The organism is Streptomyces sp. Ncost-T10-10d, assembly GCF_900091955.1.
Classification (GTDB): domain Bacteria; phylum Actinomycetota; class Actinomycetes; order Streptomycetales; family Streptomycetaceae; genus Streptomyces.
In genome coordinates this window covers 214406-229725 of record NZ_FMDF01000182.1, presented here as the reverse complement: position 1 = coordinate 229725, position 15320 = coordinate 214406, and the positions used below count along the sequence as shown (strand labels likewise).

The 15320-nt window shown below is 68.4% G+C and carries 11 protein-coding genes and 2 pseudogenes; 3 read left to right on the top strand and 10 right to left on the bottom strand.

The genetic code is table 11. The features are described from left to right. Nucleotides 1-322: 322 nt before the first annotated feature. The 5 genes from GA0115254_RS33425 to GA0115254_RS33405 all read right to left on the bottom strand — a co-directional run bounded on the left by GA0115254_RS33425 (nucleotide 323) and on the right by GA0115254_RS33405 (nucleotide 6506). Nucleotides 323-1495: a Gfo/Idh/MocA family protein gene (locus GA0115254_RS33425; RefSeq protein ID WP_093899011.1), complete on the bottom strand. Its 1173-nt coding sequence runs from the start codon at nucleotides 1493-1495 to the stop codon at nucleotides 323-325. 62 nt (nucleotides 1496-1557) lie between these two features. Continuing rightward, nucleotides 1558-3198 carry a type 2 periplasmic-binding domain-containing protein gene (locus GA0115254_RS33420; RefSeq protein ID WP_093899010.1) on the bottom strand — a complete coding sequence of 547 codons (1641 nt, stop codon included), beginning with the start codon at nucleotides 3196-3198 and terminating at the stop codon, nucleotides 1558-1560. A gap of 52 nt (nucleotides 3199-3250) precedes the next feature. After that, nucleotides 3251-4210, bottom strand: a complete 960-nt coding sequence (locus GA0115254_RS33415) for a carbohydrate ABC transporter permease (RefSeq protein ID WP_093899009.1) — start codon at nucleotides 4208-4210, stop codon at nucleotides 3251-3253. Continuing rightward, complete coding sequence (locus tag GA0115254_RS33410) at nucleotides 4207-5217, bottom strand: ABC transporter permease (protein ID WP_370740986.1); 1011 nt, start codon at nucleotides 5215-5217, stop codon at nucleotides 4207-4209. Before GA0115254_RS33410 ends, GA0115254_RS33415 begins: the two co-directional genes overlap by 4 nt. A 488-nt stretch (nucleotides 5218-5705) precedes the next feature. Continuing rightward, nucleotides 5706-6506, bottom strand: coding sequence for a DeoR/GlpR family DNA-binding transcription regulator (locus GA0115254_RS33405; protein WP_093899008.1), 801 nt, complete (start codon nucleotides 6504-6506; stop codon nucleotides 5706-5708). Between the two features lie 190 nt (nucleotides 6507-6696). On the opposite strand from GA0115254_RS33405, the gene GA0115254_RS33400 reads away from it, so the two are divergent. Next, nucleotides 6697-7581: an SIS domain-containing protein gene (locus GA0115254_RS33400; RefSeq protein ID WP_093899007.1), complete on the top strand. Its 885-nt coding sequence runs from the start codon at nucleotides 6697-6699 to the stop codon at nucleotides 7579-7581. Between the two features lie 118 nt (nucleotides 7582-7699). Further along, nucleotides 7700-8536, top strand: coding sequence for an acyl-CoA thioester hydrolase/BAAT C-terminal domain-containing protein (locus GA0115254_RS33395; protein WP_093899006.1), 837 nt, complete (start codon nucleotides 7700-7702; stop codon nucleotides 8534-8536). 319 nt (nucleotides 8537-8855) lie between these two features. On the opposite strand, the gene GA0115254_RS33390 is transcribed toward GA0115254_RS33395, so the two are convergent. From GA0115254_RS33390 to GA0115254_RS33375, 5 genes and pseudogenes are all read right to left on the bottom strand, one after another. Beyond that, nucleotides 8856-9410 (bottom strand): hypothetical protein, encoded by a 555-nt coding sequence (locus tag GA0115254_RS33390; protein ID WP_093899005.1) that lies wholly within the window; start codon nucleotides 9408-9410, stop codon nucleotides 8856-8858. A gap of 113 nt (nucleotides 9411-9523) precedes the next feature. After that, a complete protein-coding gene (locus GA0115254_RS33385) occupies nucleotides 9524-10645 on the bottom strand; it encodes a DmpA family aminopeptidase (RefSeq protein ID WP_093899004.1) in 1122 nt (373 codons plus the stop codon). A gap of 210 nt (nucleotides 10646-10855) precedes the next feature. Continuing rightward, the gene (locus GA0115254_RS33380) at nucleotides 10856-11545 is read right to left on the bottom strand and encodes a 4'-phosphopantetheinyl transferase family protein (RefSeq protein WP_093899003.1); all 690 of its coding nucleotides are present in this window, start codon (nucleotides 11543-11545) and stop codon (nucleotides 10856-10858) included. A 108-nt stretch (nucleotides 11546-11653) separates the two neighbouring features. Next, complete coding sequence (locus GA0115254_RS43505; RefSeq protein WP_370740985.1) at nucleotides 11654-11839, bottom strand: hypothetical protein; 186 nt, start codon at nucleotides 11837-11839, stop codon at nucleotides 11654-11656. A gap of 230 nt (nucleotides 11840-12069) precedes the next feature. Beyond that, a pseudogene (locus tag GA0115254_RS33375) lies at nucleotides 12070-14292 on the bottom strand (MMPL family transporter). A gap of 558 nt (nucleotides 14293-14850) precedes the next feature. Between GA0115254_RS33375 and GA0115254_RS47280 the strand changes: the two are divergent. Further along, a pseudogene (locus GA0115254_RS47280) lies at nucleotides 14851-15297 on the top strand (histidine kinase dimerization/phosphoacceptor domain-containing protein); the annotation flags it as partial. Nucleotides 15298-15320: the final 23 nt, after the last annotated feature.

Here is a 15320-nt window from a genome sequence, read left to right as displayed (position 1 = left end):
CCGACCGCGATCCGGCCATGCGTTCGAACTCGGCCACCACGAGATCCCATTGGCGCAAAATCGCCGCTCACACTCTCCGATACTGGAGGCTCGGTGACCCTACGAGACCGGCACCCCACATCCCCATACGACATCTTCCGGATGATTACCCGCAATTCACCCGACGGTGTCACGCATCGCGGCGGACACCGATCGAGCCGTCGCCAAACCGGAAAGAGCCGACTACCCACCGAGCATGGCTGAAAACAGCCGTACCAAGACCTTCGGTGACAGCGCCGGAAGCGCGGTCACCGAAGGTCGTCGAAACGTCTCGTGCCGGTTCCTAGCGGACCTGACCACGTTCGAAGTACGCGATCAGCTCCGGGTCGAGGGCCGGAACGTCGTACGGAGCACCGCCCTCGCGCAGGGATCGGGTCGCGAGCACACCGGCGGCGACGCTCATCCGGGCGGCGACCGGCGAGGTGTCGGTGACGCCCCCGTCGCGCACGAACCGGCAGAACTCCTCCATGATCCGGGTGTCCCCGCCGCCGTGCGAACCGCCGGCGTCCGGCACCCGGTAGGTGATGTCGGCGTCACCGCGGTATCCGCTGGGGCCGGTGTTCCAGACCTTGACCTCGTCACCGGGGCTGTCACCGAAGTTCTCCAGACGGCCCTCGGTGCCGATGACGGTGTAGTTCCGCCAGTAGTCCGGGGTGAAGTGGCACTGCTGGTAAGCGGCCACGACGCCGTTGTCGAGCTGCATGTTCATCACCGAGACGTCCTCGACGTCCACGATGTGGTGCAGGTCCTTGCGGGCCGTCGGCGGCCAGTCGAACTCGCGCAGCCAGTTCGCCGGGCGCGGGGTGTCCGGCTCGCGGCGCGGCAGGTCGCCGTAGACGAGGAGGTCGCCGAGCGCGTTGACACGGCGGGTGTAGCCGCCGGCCAGCCAGTGCAGGACGTCGATGTCGTGGGCGGCCTTCTGGAGCAGCAGCCCGGTGGTTCGGGTCCGGTCGGCGTGCCAGTCCTTGAAGTAGTAGTCACCGCCGTAGCCGACGAAGTGCCGCACCCACACGGCCTTGGGCTCGCCGATGTCGCCGCGGGCGATGATGTCGCGCATCAGCCGCACGACACCCATGTGGCGCATGTTGTGTCCGACGTACAGCCGGGTCCCGGTCTCGTACGCGGCACGCAGGACGTTGTCGCAGCTCTCGACGGTGATGCCGAGCGGCTTCTCGACGAAGACGGCCTTGCCGGCCCGGAGCGCATCGATGGCGATGGTCTCGTGGGTGTCGTCCGGCGTGGCGATGATGATCGCGTCGAGGTCGTCCCGGTCGAGGAGCAGCTTGTAGTCCTCGACCGCGACATCGGTGCCGAAGCGCTCGGCCTCACGCTGCCGCACCTCGGGGTCGAGGTCGCAGACGGCGGTGATCGCCGAACCCTGTCCGGGGTGGTGGGCGGACATCGCGATGGAACGGCGCAGGCCGAGCCCGATGACGCCGAGTCGCAGGTCTGACACGGTGGTCCCTTCTGTCTGTACTGGTGGTGCGGGCGTGTCCGTGCTGGTGGTGCGGACGGAGGCTACTTACCGGCGAGCGATGCCTCGTACTCGGCGCGCATCTTGTCGCCGCCACCTGAGCGCCACTTGCGCAACTCCTCCTTGTAGGCGGAGATCGGCTTGCGGCCCGCGATGATGTCCTTCTGGACGTCGCTCATGGCCGTGGTGAGCGAGGCTCCCTTGCTGGTGTACGTGTCGGAGAAGTGACCGCTGACCGGGCTCGACTGGTTGATCTTGAGGAGCTCCTGCTGCCAGCCGTGGATCTTGCCGGCCAGTTCCGCCTTGCCCGGCAGGTAGATGTACTCGGGTCCGGCGGCCAGGAAGGCGAGCGGCATGGCGGTGGTGACTGCTTCGGCGTTGCCCTTGGCGGTCAGCTCGACGTCGCCGCCCGACGTGCGGGTGAAGTGCTTGCCCTCGATGCCGTTGTCGAGGAAGAGCCGCTCCTCGGTACCGAAGGGCGCCGCCAGGTAGTCCAGCACTCCCAGCAGCATCTTGACCCGCTTGTCGTCGGCCTTCTTGCTGATGGCGGTGTAGCCGACGGAGCCGTAGCCCATGGTGTATCGCGGCTTCGCGCCGTTCTTCGCGGCGAACGGCACGATGACGCCGAACGGGAAATCGTACGTCTTGACATCCACCAGGAAGCTGGGGAAGGACTGCACATAGGCGCCCAGCGAGCCCTGCGCCATCTTCTCCATGGTGGTGGAGAGGTTGGGGTCGGGCCAGAACAGACCGGCCTTGGCCACCTTGACGCCGAATGCCAGGGCCTCCTGGTACTCCTCGGTCTCGTACATGTGGGTGAGCTTGCCCCCTTCCAGCCGCCAGCCGGCGGGGGCGCCGAACCACTGGCCGAACATGCCGACGTGGTTCACGTACGCCGGCTCCAGGACGTACTTGTTGCGCTTGGCGTCGAGCAGTTCCTTGCCCTTGGCCAGGAAGTCCTCCGCGCTGGTGAACTCGGCGCCGCCGACCGGCTTCCAGAAGTCCTGGTTGACGACGTAGACCTGGCCCATGGAGCCGTAGGCGACGGTGACGCCGCGTATCTTGCCGTTGATCACAGCGGTCTTCCACGCGGTGGTCGGCAGGTTCGCCAGGTTGGGGTACTGCTTGACCGCGTCGCCGGACAGGTGCGGGGTGAGGTCGTGGAACTTGGCGTCGAGCAGCTCGGGCACCCGCTGGATGCCCTGGTTCGGGGGGAACCAGACCAGGTCGGGGATGTCACCGCTGGCCATCATGGCGTTGAACTTGGTGAGGTAGGCGTCGACGCCCTGGTCGACGACGATCGTCATGTCGAACTGCGCCCCGAGTCGCTTGTTCAGCTCCTGCCAGTAGGCGTTCTTGCCCTGCGGCGGCGCGGGCGTGGTGAACGTCTCGGTGAGGGCCGTGATGCGGCTGCCGTCGCCGGGCACCTTGGCCACGGACCTGGTCAGCTTCTTCGGGTACCGCAGATATGTGGCGTCCAGCCCGGCCGCATTGCCCGCGAGGTCCGCGGGGGCGGTCTGCGCGGCGACGTACGTCGGGAGCTTCAGCTTGGCGGACGCCTTGGCTCCGCCCTTGCTGATGGTGGCGCCGCTGCCGCACGCGGTCAGGGAGGTCAGACCGGCCGCGGTCAGGCCGGCGATCCCCGCCGCGCCCATGAAACCGCGCCTGGACAAGTTGGTGGACATGGATGCTCCTTGAAGTTTGTGAAGTGCGTGGGGCGGTGACCGGGCGGGCGGATCAGCCCTTGATCGCCCCGGTGAGGACGCCCTTGACGAAGAACTTCTGCAGGAAGGGGTAGACGCAGAAGATGGGCACGATGGCGATGATCAGCACGGCCATCTGCAAGGAGGTCGCGGGCGGCACCGCGTGAACGCCCATGGCCTGCGCGTTGATGCTCTGGCCGTTGAGGACGTAGCTGCGCAGGATCACCTGAATGGGGAACTTGCTGGAGTCGTTGAGGTAGAGCACCGCGTTGAAGAAGCTGTTCCAGTAGCCGACCGCGTAGAAGAGGCCGACCACGGCGAGGACCGCCTTGGAGAGCGGGAGGACGATCCGGAAGAGGACGGTCGCCTCACCCGCGCCGTCGATCCGCGCGGCGTCGTACAGCTCCTCGGGAATGCTCTGGAAGAACGAGCGCACGACCACGATGTTGAACGCGTTGAGCAGTACGGGCAGGATCAGCGCAGCGTAGGTGTCGAGCATCTTGAACTGCTGGACGGCCAGGTACGTGGGGATGATGCCCGGGGCGAAGAGAAACGTGCCCAGTACCAGCAGCAGGATCGGCTTGCCGAGAACGGTGCCCGGCCGCGAGGTGCCGTACGCGATCAGCACCGTGCACGCCAGGCTCAGCGCGGTGCCGATCAGCGTGATGAAGATGGAGACCACAGCCGCCTGGGTGACGACGCCGCCGGAGAGGATGACCCGGTATGCCTCAAGCGTCGGGTGCTCGGGCAGCAGGACGTAGCCGCCGTTGGCGTTGAGCTCCTCGCGCCCGGCGAGGCTGGTGCCGATGGCGAGGACGAACGGGTAGAGCACGATCACTGTCAGGACGACCAGGGCGGCTGCCTTCGCGCCCTGCCCGTACCAGTGCGGGCGCTCCATCCACGGCGGGCGGCCGGACGAGGCGCGGCGGCGCTCGCCGCCACGGGGGCCGAACCGGGCGGTGCGCAGCCGTGACGCAAGGGTCTGCTGACTCATCGGTACACTCCCTGCTCACCGAAGCGGTGGGCCAGCTTGTTTGCGGCGAGGATGAGGGCGAATCCGATGACGCCCTTCATGAGACCCGCGGCCGTGCTCATCCCCCAGTCGCCGTCGATGACGCCGTGGAAGTAGACGTAGGTGTCCATGACTTCGGAGGCGTCCGGGCCTACGGCGTCGCGCTGCAGAATGATCTGCTCGAAGCCGACCGAGAGGATGTCGCCGAGCCGGAGGATCAGCAGCATGAGGATCACCGGCCGGATGCCCGGCAGGGTGATGTGCCAGATCCTGCGGAGCCAGCCGGCTCCGTCCATCGCGGCGGACTCGTACTGGGCCATGTCGATCGAGGCGATGGACGCCAGGAAGATGATCGTCCCCCAGCCACAGTCCTTCCAGATGGCCTGGGCGGTGATCAGCAGCTTGAAGGTGCCGGGGTCCGTCATCACGTTTCCGATGTTGACCCCGTGCTCCATCAGGAGCGTGGTGACCGAACCCGCGCCACCGAGCACCTGCTTGAACATCGCGACCACGACGACCCATGACAGGAAGTGCGGGAGGTAGACGACGGTCTGGATGAACCGCTTGATCTTCTCGCTGATGAGCGAGTTGAGCAGCAGCGCCAGGGCGATCGGTGCGGGGAAGTAGAGCAGCAGCTGGATCGCGGTGATCTGCAGGGTGTTGGAGACCGCGCTCCAGAAGTCCGGTTCGGCGAGCAGCGCGGTGAAGTTCGCGAGGCCGACGAACGGGCTCTGCTTGAAGCCCAGGAACGGCTGGTAGTCCTGGAAGGCGATGACGTTGCCTGCGAGCGGCAGGTAGAAGAAGAGCGCGAAGTACAGAACACCCGGCAGGCAGAACAGCAGAAGTGCCCTGTCCCGCTTGAGGCGGTGGCGGAGCGGCTGCTTTGTTCGTATGTCTTTGCGCTTCTTCCTGGCGGAGCGATCCGCGTCGTCGGGATCACGGGGCTGCGGCACAGGCGACCGCACGGCCGAGACCGGCGCATCTGCCATCGTCACAGGCACCTCCAGGGCTGATGGAGCAAGGGAGTGTCCCGCATCCACGGAGGCGGCCCGCATCACTGTGGATGCGGCCGGCGCTCCTTCGCGGCGACAGGCACATAGTTCACGACTGTGCGCCCCGATGGCAAGAGTTGTTCATTTCGCAGAGGTAACGAACATCTATTGGCATAGAAAAGTTTCTACGTGGCCCCCATGAGCACCTCGTCGGCGCTACCCAAGACCCGCAAAGGGCACAGAAGTGGCACGGAAGCGGCACGAGGCGACCGTCGGGAAGTCCTGCTGGCAAGTCAGGAGCCGATCCTGAATGCTCGATCGTGCACGATCACGCACTCAAAGTCACTTCTGACGACATCCTCAAGCGCAGTCCGGGACGCCGTCCCTACCCCCTTCTGCGTGGCCGCACCCGGTTCCGGCCACGCAGAAACAAAAAACGGCGGGTCGCCACCCCGCGGTGGCGACCCGCCGTTCGAACAACTGGTTCAGACAGCGATGACGGTGACGCCGGCTTCCGTGAAGCGGGCGGTCGCCTCGGGCGTGATCCCCTTGTCGGTGACCAGGAAATCGACCTGCCCGAGATCGCAGACCCGTGCGAAGGCCCGCTTGCCGATCTTCGAGGAATCGGCAGCCACGACCACTCGTTGCGCCTGCTCGGCGAGCAGCCGGTTGATGCTGGCCTCGCCCTCGTGGTGTACATATGCACCGCGCTCGGTGTCGATCGCGTTGACGCCCAGCACGGCGACATCCAGCGTGATTTCGCCCAGTACCCCGCTGGCCAGGGGGCCCGTCAGCTCGTACGACTGCGGCCTGGCCACTCCGCCGGTCACCACGATCTTGATCTGCGGCCGGATGACCAGCTCGTTGGCGATGTTGAGCGCGTTGGTGACAACGGTCAGGGTCGGCTGACCGCCCATCCCGGCCGCGGTGTCACCGACGACATCGGAGCGCACCGCCAGCGAACGGGCCACCTCGGTCAGCGTCGTACCGCCGGTCAGTCCCACCACTTCGCCGACCGCCACCAGTTCCGAGACGGCGCGGCCGATGGCCTGCTTCTCCGGGGCGTGACGGCCGGTCTTGTAGCGCAGGGCCAGTTCGTAACTGACACCGTGCGCGACCGCGCCACCGCGGGTGCGCGTGAGCAGCTGCTGTTCGGCGAGCTGGTCCAGGTCACGACGGATGGTCGCGGCCGAGACATCCAGCGTCGCGGCGGCGTCCTCGACCTCCACCCTGCCGTTCTTACCGACAAGTTCCAGCAGCGCGTTCCACCGGGCATCCCTGGACAAGAGAAATCTCCTTACGAGCCCGGGCTTCGGGCACCCATCCCCTTGGGTACGTGTCACCGGACACGCGCAAGCGTCGCACAAGGCTTCCCCCAGTCAAGCCTCCTGCAAGCAGGATGCTTGATAATGCTTGTACCACGTGTATAACGTGCGCAAACGAGCATGCATCCCACTACGAGTACGGAGTGCAAGAGTGTCATTTGTCGAGATCGAGACAGCCAGTCAGCCGGAGTGCTGGCGACGCGCCGCCGAGCTGGCCCAGACGCAGGCGGCCGCTCTGCCCGCCACCGGTGAGCGCATCGCGGTCGTCGGCTGCGGCACTTCCTTCTACATGGCTCAGGCATACGCCGCGCTCCGTGAGGAATCCGGGCAGGGCGAGTCCGATGCCTTCGCCGCCTCGGAGTTCCCCTTCGGCCGCAGCTACGACCGGGTTGTCGCCCTCACCCGCTCGGGGACCACGACCGAGGTGCTGCAACTGCTCAACCGGCTCCGCGGTGCCACCCGCACCGTGGCCATCACCGCCGACCCGGACACCCCGGTCATGACGTCCGCCGACGAGGTTGTCGTGCTGGACTTCGCCGACGAGCAGTCCGTCGTGCAGACCCGGTTCGCCACCACACTGCTCACACTGCTCCGCGCCCACCTCGGTCTGCACACCGACGCCGTGGTCCGCGATGCGGAGACCGCACTGGCAGAGCCGCTGCCCGAAGGCCTGCTGGACTGCACCCAGTTCACCTTCCTCGGCCGTGGCTGGACGGCAGGTCTCGCCAACGAGGCCGCGCTCAAGATGAAGGAGGCGTCCCTGTCCTGGACGGAGGCGTACCCCGCGATGGAGTACCGCCACGGTCCCATCAGCATCGCCACCACCGGCACCGCGACCTGGATGTTCGGCACCGCCCCCGAGGGCCTTTCCGAGCAGGTGCTCTCGACCGGCGCCCGCTGGGTGGAGAGCGGCCTGGACCCGCTGGCCGAGCTGGTACGCGTCCAGCGTCTGGCGATCGCCCGTGCCGCCGCCCGCGGTCTGGACCCGGACAGCCCGCGCCACCTGACCCGCTCGGTGGTGCTCGCCGGCGCCTGACCGACCGATGGACATAGTCGAGCGCACCTTCAACGGTCTGAACGGGGGCGCTCGTAAGGCTGCCCACGGAACCCCTTGCGAAGTGCCTCACCCGGGCATTCGCGAGGGGTTTTTGGCCATGCCCGCGCGTGGCCGCGTACGTGGCGGCGACAGCGGGGTGCTCGTCCTCTCCGGGTCCAGTGGGCGCATCGAGGACGAGCGGTGCCGGCTCCTGGCCAGGGCGGGCCTGACGGCCTTGTCGATCCGCTGGTTCGGCGGGGTCGGGCAGCCGCCCGGCATCTGTGAAGTCCCGCTGGAGACTTTCGGGTCCGCGATCGAGGCGCTCCGCGCGGGCGGTGCCCGGCGGATCGGCGTCCTGGGTGTGTCCAAGGGGGCTGAAGCCGCCCTGCACCTGTCCGTGCTGCTGCCCGGTATCGACGCGGTGGTGGCGGTCTCCCCCACATCGATGACCTGGGCAAACGTCGGCCCCGGCCGGGACGGACAGACCCGGCCCCACCGGTCTTCCTGGACCTGGCGGGGTGAGCCGCTGCCGTTCGTCCCCCATGACACTTCCTGGGCGCCGACGCCCGCACAGCCCGAGGGTGTTCCCGTCGCCATCCGTGGCTGGTACGAGCGCAGTCGGCAGACCTTCGCCGACCGCGTCGACGCGGCGACGATCGCGGTGGAGAAGTCCACCGCCGAATTCGTGCTCGTCGCCGGCGGGGACGATGCGATGTGGCCCTCGCTGCCCTACGCCGAGGAACTGGCCGCCCGTCGCAGGGCGGCCGACCTGCCCGTACGGGTGATCAGCAGCCCCGACGCAGGCCACCGCCCGCGACTTCCGGGCGAGGGCCCTGCCCCCTCATCCGCGCACTTCCTGTACGGAGGCTCAGCCGCGGCGGACGCGGCGCTCGGCGCGGCAGCCTGGCCCCACATACTCGATGTGCTCCGCGGCGCGTGTCAGGGCGGCGTCTGACGGCACTTGAGCGCGTCGGGTGTCTGCTGCGACGCGCGTGCCGTCGCTTGAGCGTCCCTGTCCGACGCGGCGCTTGAGTGTCAGGCTCCACCGCTGTGTTTGGGGGCAGTCGTCCGCTGCGGCGACAGCCGAGGCCCCGGACGGGCACCCGGTCCCACCGCGCGCTGCGCTGCCGCACGCTCCGTGTCGGCCTCTCAGCCGCTCCACCGCCCGGCATACGCTCGGTCGGGGGGCAGGGGTCGGGGCCATGCCTGCGGTCGTGACGGGGCCGGCGGCCGTTTCGGCCGCCGGCCCCGTCTCTCGGGCGACACCGCCGTGGTCAGGACTCCTCGAAATAGACGTCCAGGACCGCGTCGAGTTCCCCTGCCCACTGCTTGAGATCGTTCCTGGACGGTGCCTCGACCTCGGCGTTGAACCATCGGCGGGTCGACATATGAACCGTGACGGTGAACCGGCGGCCGAACCGAGGAGTCTTCACCTCAACCGCACCGATCTCGTCCCAGCGGAATTCGGCCTCCTGGTCGTCCAGCCGGAACCGGACGCCGTCACGGTTCGCGGCGATCGACCCACGGCGGTCGCTCACCTCGAAGACGGGGCCGTCCTCTGCCTCCTTGTCGTCAGCCGCCGCTTCGGCAGCGGCCGCCCCGTCGGCTGCCGCGTCCTCGGATACGGCCTCCGCAACAGCATCGTCGGGGGCGGCGGCGCCGGGCGCCCGCTCCTCTGTCCTTTCCTGGTCCGTCCGTTCCTGGTCCGTCTGCTCCTGGCTCGTATCCGGCTTTCCGGCAGTAGCGGGGGCCGTGAGACCAGGGATGTACGCCGGGTCTGTTCCCGCGGCGTAGCCGGGCTGAGTGTTCGGATCTATGCGCTGCTCCACGGCGGGCAGTATGGCCGACGAACCTGTACGAGACCAGTGACCACCACGCCCTGCGCCTGTCTCCACCGGCTACGACCTCCGAATGCGCCGCCTGCAGCGCCTTCCGCACGGCGTCACTGTCCGCGCGCCGCCAGGAGTTCGGTCACCTGGTCCAGCGGGAGCGCCGGGACGTGGTGGCCCGCCCGGCCGGTCATCGAGTGTGCGCCGGTGAGCACATTGAGCACCGCCTCCTCCACCGACTCGACCACGGCACCGTAGAAGGGATCCATCCGGCCCCAGGGCACGAAGCGCATCGACTCGTACGGCGTGCTGCCGTCGTCCACGGGAAACGTACTGGTCAGCGCGGACGGGTTGGCTGTGGAGAAGGCCAGGAAGAGGTCCCCGGAGAAATGGCTGCCGGTGGTGCCGGTCCGGGCGAGGCCCAGCGTCACCCGGCGGGCCAACGCCTTGCACTGCCCCGGCAGCAGGGGCGCGTCGGTCGCCACGACCACGATCACCGAGCCCGCGCCGGGCGGCACCTGGGGCTCCCCACCGAGCGCCGGTTCAAAGGCCGGTGCCTCGGCCGGATCGGACAGCTCACTCCCCATCGTCACACCGGCGACCACCAGTTCGCGTCGCGCGCCGAAGTTGGCCTGCACGAAGGCGCCGACGGTGTAGCGGTCCTCGCCGTACTGCACCACCCGCGATGCGGTACCCGAGCCGCCCTTGAAGCCGTAGCAGCGCATGCCCGTTCCGCCACCGACGCATCCCTCCTCGACCGGGCCGGAGGCCGCCGCCTCGATGGCGTCCGCCGCATGACGGGATTCCACGGCCGAGCCATGGATGTCGTTGAGGTGGCCGTCCCAGGTCTCGGTGACCACCGGCAGCAGCCACTCCGGCGCCATACCGCGACGGTTGGCGCGCACCCACTCGACCACGCCTCGATGCACTGGGCCGACCGCGTACGTGTTGGTGATGACCACCGGCACGGCGAGCGAGCCGCTCTCCTCGATCCAGGCGGTTCCGGTCATCTCACCATTGCCGTTGAACGAGTGCCAGCCGGCCGCGCAGGGCGTACCCACACCGTCCCGCCCGCGCGGCAGCAGCGCCGTCACTCCCGTGCGTACGTCCTCGCCCTCGACCAGGGTGACGTACCCGACCTCGACACCGGGCACGTCCGTGATCGCGTTCCACGGCCCCGGCTCACCTACCAGCGGGATACCCAACTCACGTGCACGTTTGCGGTCTTCGCTCATGCGGTCTGCGCTCATGCGGTCAGAGATTACGGGTGCACCCGCACGGAGGACGAGGTGCGAGCCGATGATTCGTCGTATCCGGCCTTCCTGCCGCTGATGTCCGAGACGACGCGCCCGGTCACCGGCATGGCTCTCGCCGGTCGGCGCACGCGTCGCCCCTGACGGTGCGCCGTGCCAGGTACCGCAGCGGTGACCGCCTGCGGCGCCCCGCTACCCGGTGGGCGCGTTCGGCTCGCTCCCGACGGCAATGGCGGTCACCATGAGACCGTCCGCAACCAGCCAGCGGCCGGTGAAAGCCGTGGGGATCGCCGTTGCCTCCGCGGCCAGTTCCGGCTCCATGGTGGAGATCAGCAGCCCGGCGGTGAAGCTGCCGTTCGAATGGAGCACGATGTCGGCCTGCTCGAAGCCGAGCCAGCGGTGGGTGAGCGGGAACCACGCCTTGTAGACGCTCTCCTTCGCGCTGAACAGCAGGCGGTCCCAGTGGATCTCGGGGCAGACCCGACGCAGCTCGAGCTCGCGCTGCTGTTCCGTCGCGAGCGCGATGGACTCATGCACCCCGTCGGGCAGCGGCTCATGCGGTTCGGCGTCGATGCCGACGGTGAGCACATCCGCCCTGCGGGCGACTGCAGCTGCTCGGTAGCCGGCGCAGTGGGTCAAGCTTCCGACCACTCCTCCCGGCCATATCGGCGCACCTCGTTCGCCTTTCAGGATGGCCGCGGGTGCGAGACCGAGTTCACCGAGCGCGCGCCGGGCGCACCAGCGTCCGGTGGTGAACTCCTTGCGGCGGCCCTCCACGGAATTTCGGATCAGCTCGGCCTCGCCAGGAAAGAGAACCGCGTCGGGCGGGTCGGAGAACGCCTCGGCAACGGCCACCTGGGACGGCAGAATCTTCTCGATCATGTTCCCCCTCGTACCGGCTGGTTGATCCATCCTCTGCATCGTCTCTGAAGCCTGCCCGAAGCCTGAGCAATTTTCAGTTCGCGGCTAACCGGACCGGTGTTGCGACTGTCACGTCAGGACCGAAGGATCGGGTTTCGTCTCGACGAGGCTCGGCCAACGGATCTGTGTGGCACACAGGGAGACGAGGACGACCGGGGCGGCAACGGCGCCCATGCCCCACACCAGGCTGCCGGCGCTCGCTATGAAGCCGATCACCGCGTCCGGCCGGCAGATCCGTTCGGAAACTCCTGGCACCCGGGAGGCCGGCTCCGCCGCCCACCGGAGCGGGCCGTTACGAGTGCGCGCCTGCGGTGTCGGCTACCGGGTGCCTTCGGTGCGAGGCGCCCGGACGACGGGCGGATCGATGGGCCGCGGACGCCTGGGGGCGTTCGGCAGCGCTCAGAGTCCTGTAGTCGTGGGTCCATGACGTGGGACATATGCCTGGGGTGCAGCACACGGGCGTGCTGCACCCCAGAGGGTTTCGGTCAGTGGCTGCTGCTGTACTGCGGGAGCTTGTCCTCGTCCTTGTGCTGCTTGTCCGGTGCCTGCTGGGCGAGCTTCTCGCCTTCGATGTCGACGTCGGGCAGGATGCGGTCGATCCAGCCGGGCAGGGACCAGGCGCGCTTGCCGAGCAGGGCAAGCGCTGCGGGCACGATGGTCATGCGGACGACGAAGGCGTCGAAGAAGACCGCGATCGCGAGGCCGAAGCCCATCGACTTGAGCATGGCGTCGTGCGAGCCGACGAAGCCGGCGAATACGGAAATCATGATGAGGGCCGCGGCCGTGACGACCTTCGCGCTGTGCCGGAAGCCGGACTCGATCGCCGTGCGGGCATCCGCGCCGTGAACGTATGCCTCGCGCATACGGGTCACCAGGAACACCTGGTAGTCCATGGCCAGTCCGAACACAATGCCCACCATGAGGATCGGCATAAGGCTCATGATCGGGCCGGTCTGGTCGAGGCCGACCAGGTCCTTGAGCCAGCCCCACTGAAAGACCGCGACGAGTGCACCGAGGGCGGCCAGCACCGACAGCAGGAAGCCGAGCGCGGCCTTGAGCGGCACGAGGACCGAGCGGAAGACCAGGATCAGTACGAGAACGGCCAAGCCGACAACAAGGGCGAGATAGGGCGTGATCGCGGCGCTGAACTTGTCCGAGATGTCGATGTTGAGCGCGGTGGTGCCGGTGACCATGGAGCGGGCCCCGGAGGCCGACTCCGTGTCGGCGGCCAGCGAGCGGATGTCGGCGACCAGATCCTCGGTGGAGTCGCTGCTCGGTCCGCTCTTGGGGATGACGTTGATGATGGCGGTGTCGCCGGCCTGGTTGAAGACGGCGGGTGCCACGGTCGCCACGTCCGGGAGGTCTGCGATGGCCTTGCCCATGTCAGCTGCGGCGCTGCGGGCGGTACCGGGGGCTTCGTCGTCGACGGTCACGGTCAGCGGCCCGTTGAAGCCCGGGCCGAACGACTCGGCCAGCATGTCGTAGGCCTTGCGCTGTGTGGAGGAGGTGGCTTTGGATCCGTCGTCCGGCAGTCCGAGCTGCAACTGCGTGGCAGGCAGGGCGAGGGCGCCGAGGGCGGCCACCGCGAGTACCAGGACCTTCACCGGCTTGCGCAGGACGTATGCGATCCATCGCTGCCCCGGCGTTGCTCTGGCCGGCCTGGCCGCGGGCGTCTCCCGGACAGTCTGCTTGCGTGCCTTGCCCCGCACCCGGTCGGGGGCGAATGCCAGCAGTGCGGGTACGAGGGTGACGGCCACGAGTACAGCGATGATGACGGCGCCGCCGGCGGCGAGCCCCATCGCGGTGAGGATGGGCAGGTTGACCACGGCCAGGCCCGCGAGGGCGATGACCACGGTCAGGCCCGCGAAGACGACGGCGGAGCCGGCCGTGCCGTTCGCACGCGCGGCGGCCTCCCTCGCGCCGTATCCGTCGGCACGTTCGGATCGGTATCGGGAGACGATGAACAGGGCGTAGTCGATGCCTACGGCAATGCCCAGCATCGTCGCCAGTGCGGAGGTGTTGCTGTTGAGGTCGAACGTCGCGCTGAGAGCCTTGATGGCAGCGATGCTCACGCCGACCCCCACGACGGCGGTGAGCAGGGGGAGGCCCGCGGCGATCAGGGAACCGAAGGTCATGACCAGGATGACGGCGGCAAGGGCGAAGCCGATGGCTTCGGCGGAGGCGCTCTCCTCCGGCGCGGCCAGCGCGTCCCCCGACGCCTCGATCGTGAGTCCCCGGTCACGGCCGTCGGCAAGGGCGTCGTCGATGCCGGTGTGATCGGCGTCGGTCAGGTCGGTGCCCTTGACGGTGTAGGTGACCTGGGCGTAGGCGGTGGTGCCGTCCGCACTGACCGTCTTGGCCGCGAAGGGATCGCTGACCTGACTGACGCGCGGAGAGGAATGCTTCAGGTCCTTCAGGGTCGCCTCCACGGCAGCCCGGGGGTCAGCGCTGCTGATCTTCTGACCGTCGGGGGCGCGCAGGACGACGTCGGCACCTGCGCTGTCGGCGTTGGCCGCCGGGAACTTTTCGCCGAGGAGGTCGAAGGCGCGCTGGGCCTCCGTACCGGGCAGGGTGATGCCTGAGCCGGCAGAGCCCGTGCTGCTGGCGGCTGCGCCGCCCACGGCGCCGAGGACGACAGCTCACAAGAGAACGACCAGCCAGCGCCGTCGGAAGGCGAGCCGGCCGATCCTGTGCAGGAAAGTAGCCATGAGAGTGTGAGACTCCGTAAGGAAGGTGCTTGGTCGAGGGACAGGCGCCGTCCACACAGCGCGGTACGAGTGCGGCACGGGTACAGGGCTGCTGACTGCACGGGCGATGGCGCGGGTCCCGGATGGCTCCGGCCGTGTGCAGCCGGACCGCGGATTACTGGCCGGGCCCGGCGAGGCCTGTGGTGACCGCGGTGGTGCCGGTGATCACTATGCTGGCCCGCTCAGCCGTCCACCGGAGTCAGCCGTACGTACCGTCCTCGCGCCGGTCTGTCGGTCATTCGGCCGACACCGCAATTCGGACCGGTCCCTACGCTGGTGGGCGTGGACTGGCACCTTCCGTTGACTCCGGCTGTTAAGCGCCTCATCACCGTCTGCGGTCTGCTCGCGTTCGCCCTGACGTGGCTGGCGGACATTGTTCTGCTGACTCGCAGCCCCGATCCGTTCCACCCCGCCACCAACTGGCTGCCGATCCTGGTCACCGGTCCTGTCGCAACGCTCGCCGCCCTGGAGACACGCTTCTCGCCCCCCTTGCTGCGGCGCATCTGGGTGATCGTGGTGATGTCGCTGGCACTGAGCTGCGTCAGCATCGCCGCGCCCCAGCACGGTTCGTCCTGGGGCGCACTGGAAAGCGCCGGGTTGGCAGTTCTGGTCATCCGCACCACAGCCCAGACACCGCGCACAGCCACAGCGGCCGCCTCGGCGGCCGCCCTGATTTTCGCCGTCCTGACGCTGCCTGTGCGCAGGGGTTCATGGTCGGCAATCGTGGGGGGCGGCTACGTCCTGACCGTCGTGCTCGCCGCAGCCGTCACCCTCGGCTGTGCCATCCGCGCCCTGGAAGCCCGCCGTCGGCGGGCCATCACCGATGTCCGGCAGGCCGAGCGTCTGGCGCTCGCCCGCGACCTGCACGACCTGATCGCCCATCACATGACCGGCATCATCGTCCAGGCCCACGCCGCGACGGCCGTCTACCCCACCGCGCCCGACAAGGTCGAGCCGATCCTGCGGAACATCGCCCGGGCCGGGACACT

Bases quoted from the DNA above. Each gene is read 5' to 3' on its own strand.
- GA0115254_RS33385 (WP_093899004.1), bottom strand. From the start codon at position 10,645: ATGAGCGAAGACCGCAAACGTGCACGTGAGTTGGGTATCCCGCTGGTA.
- GA0115254_RS33410 (WP_370740986.1), bottom strand. From the start codon at position 5,217: ATGGCAGATGCGCCGGTCTCGGCCGTGCGGTCGCCTGTGCCGCAGCCC.
- GA0115254_RS33420 (WP_093899010.1), bottom strand. From the start codon at position 3,198: ATGTCCACCAACTTGTCCAGGCGCGGTTTCATGGGCGCGGCGGGGATC.
- GA0115254_RS33380 (WP_093899003.1), bottom strand. From the start codon at position 11,545: ATGATCGAGAAGATTCTGCCGTCCCAGGTGGCCGTTGCCGAGGCGTTC.
- GA0115254_RS33395 (WP_093899006.1), top strand. From the start codon at position 7,700: ATGCCCGCGCGTGGCCGCGTACGTGGCGGCGACAGCGGGGTGCTCGTC.
- GA0115254_RS33415 (WP_093899009.1), bottom strand. From the start codon at position 4,210: ATGAGTCAGCAGACCCTTGCGTCACGGCTGCGCACCGCCCGGTTCGGC.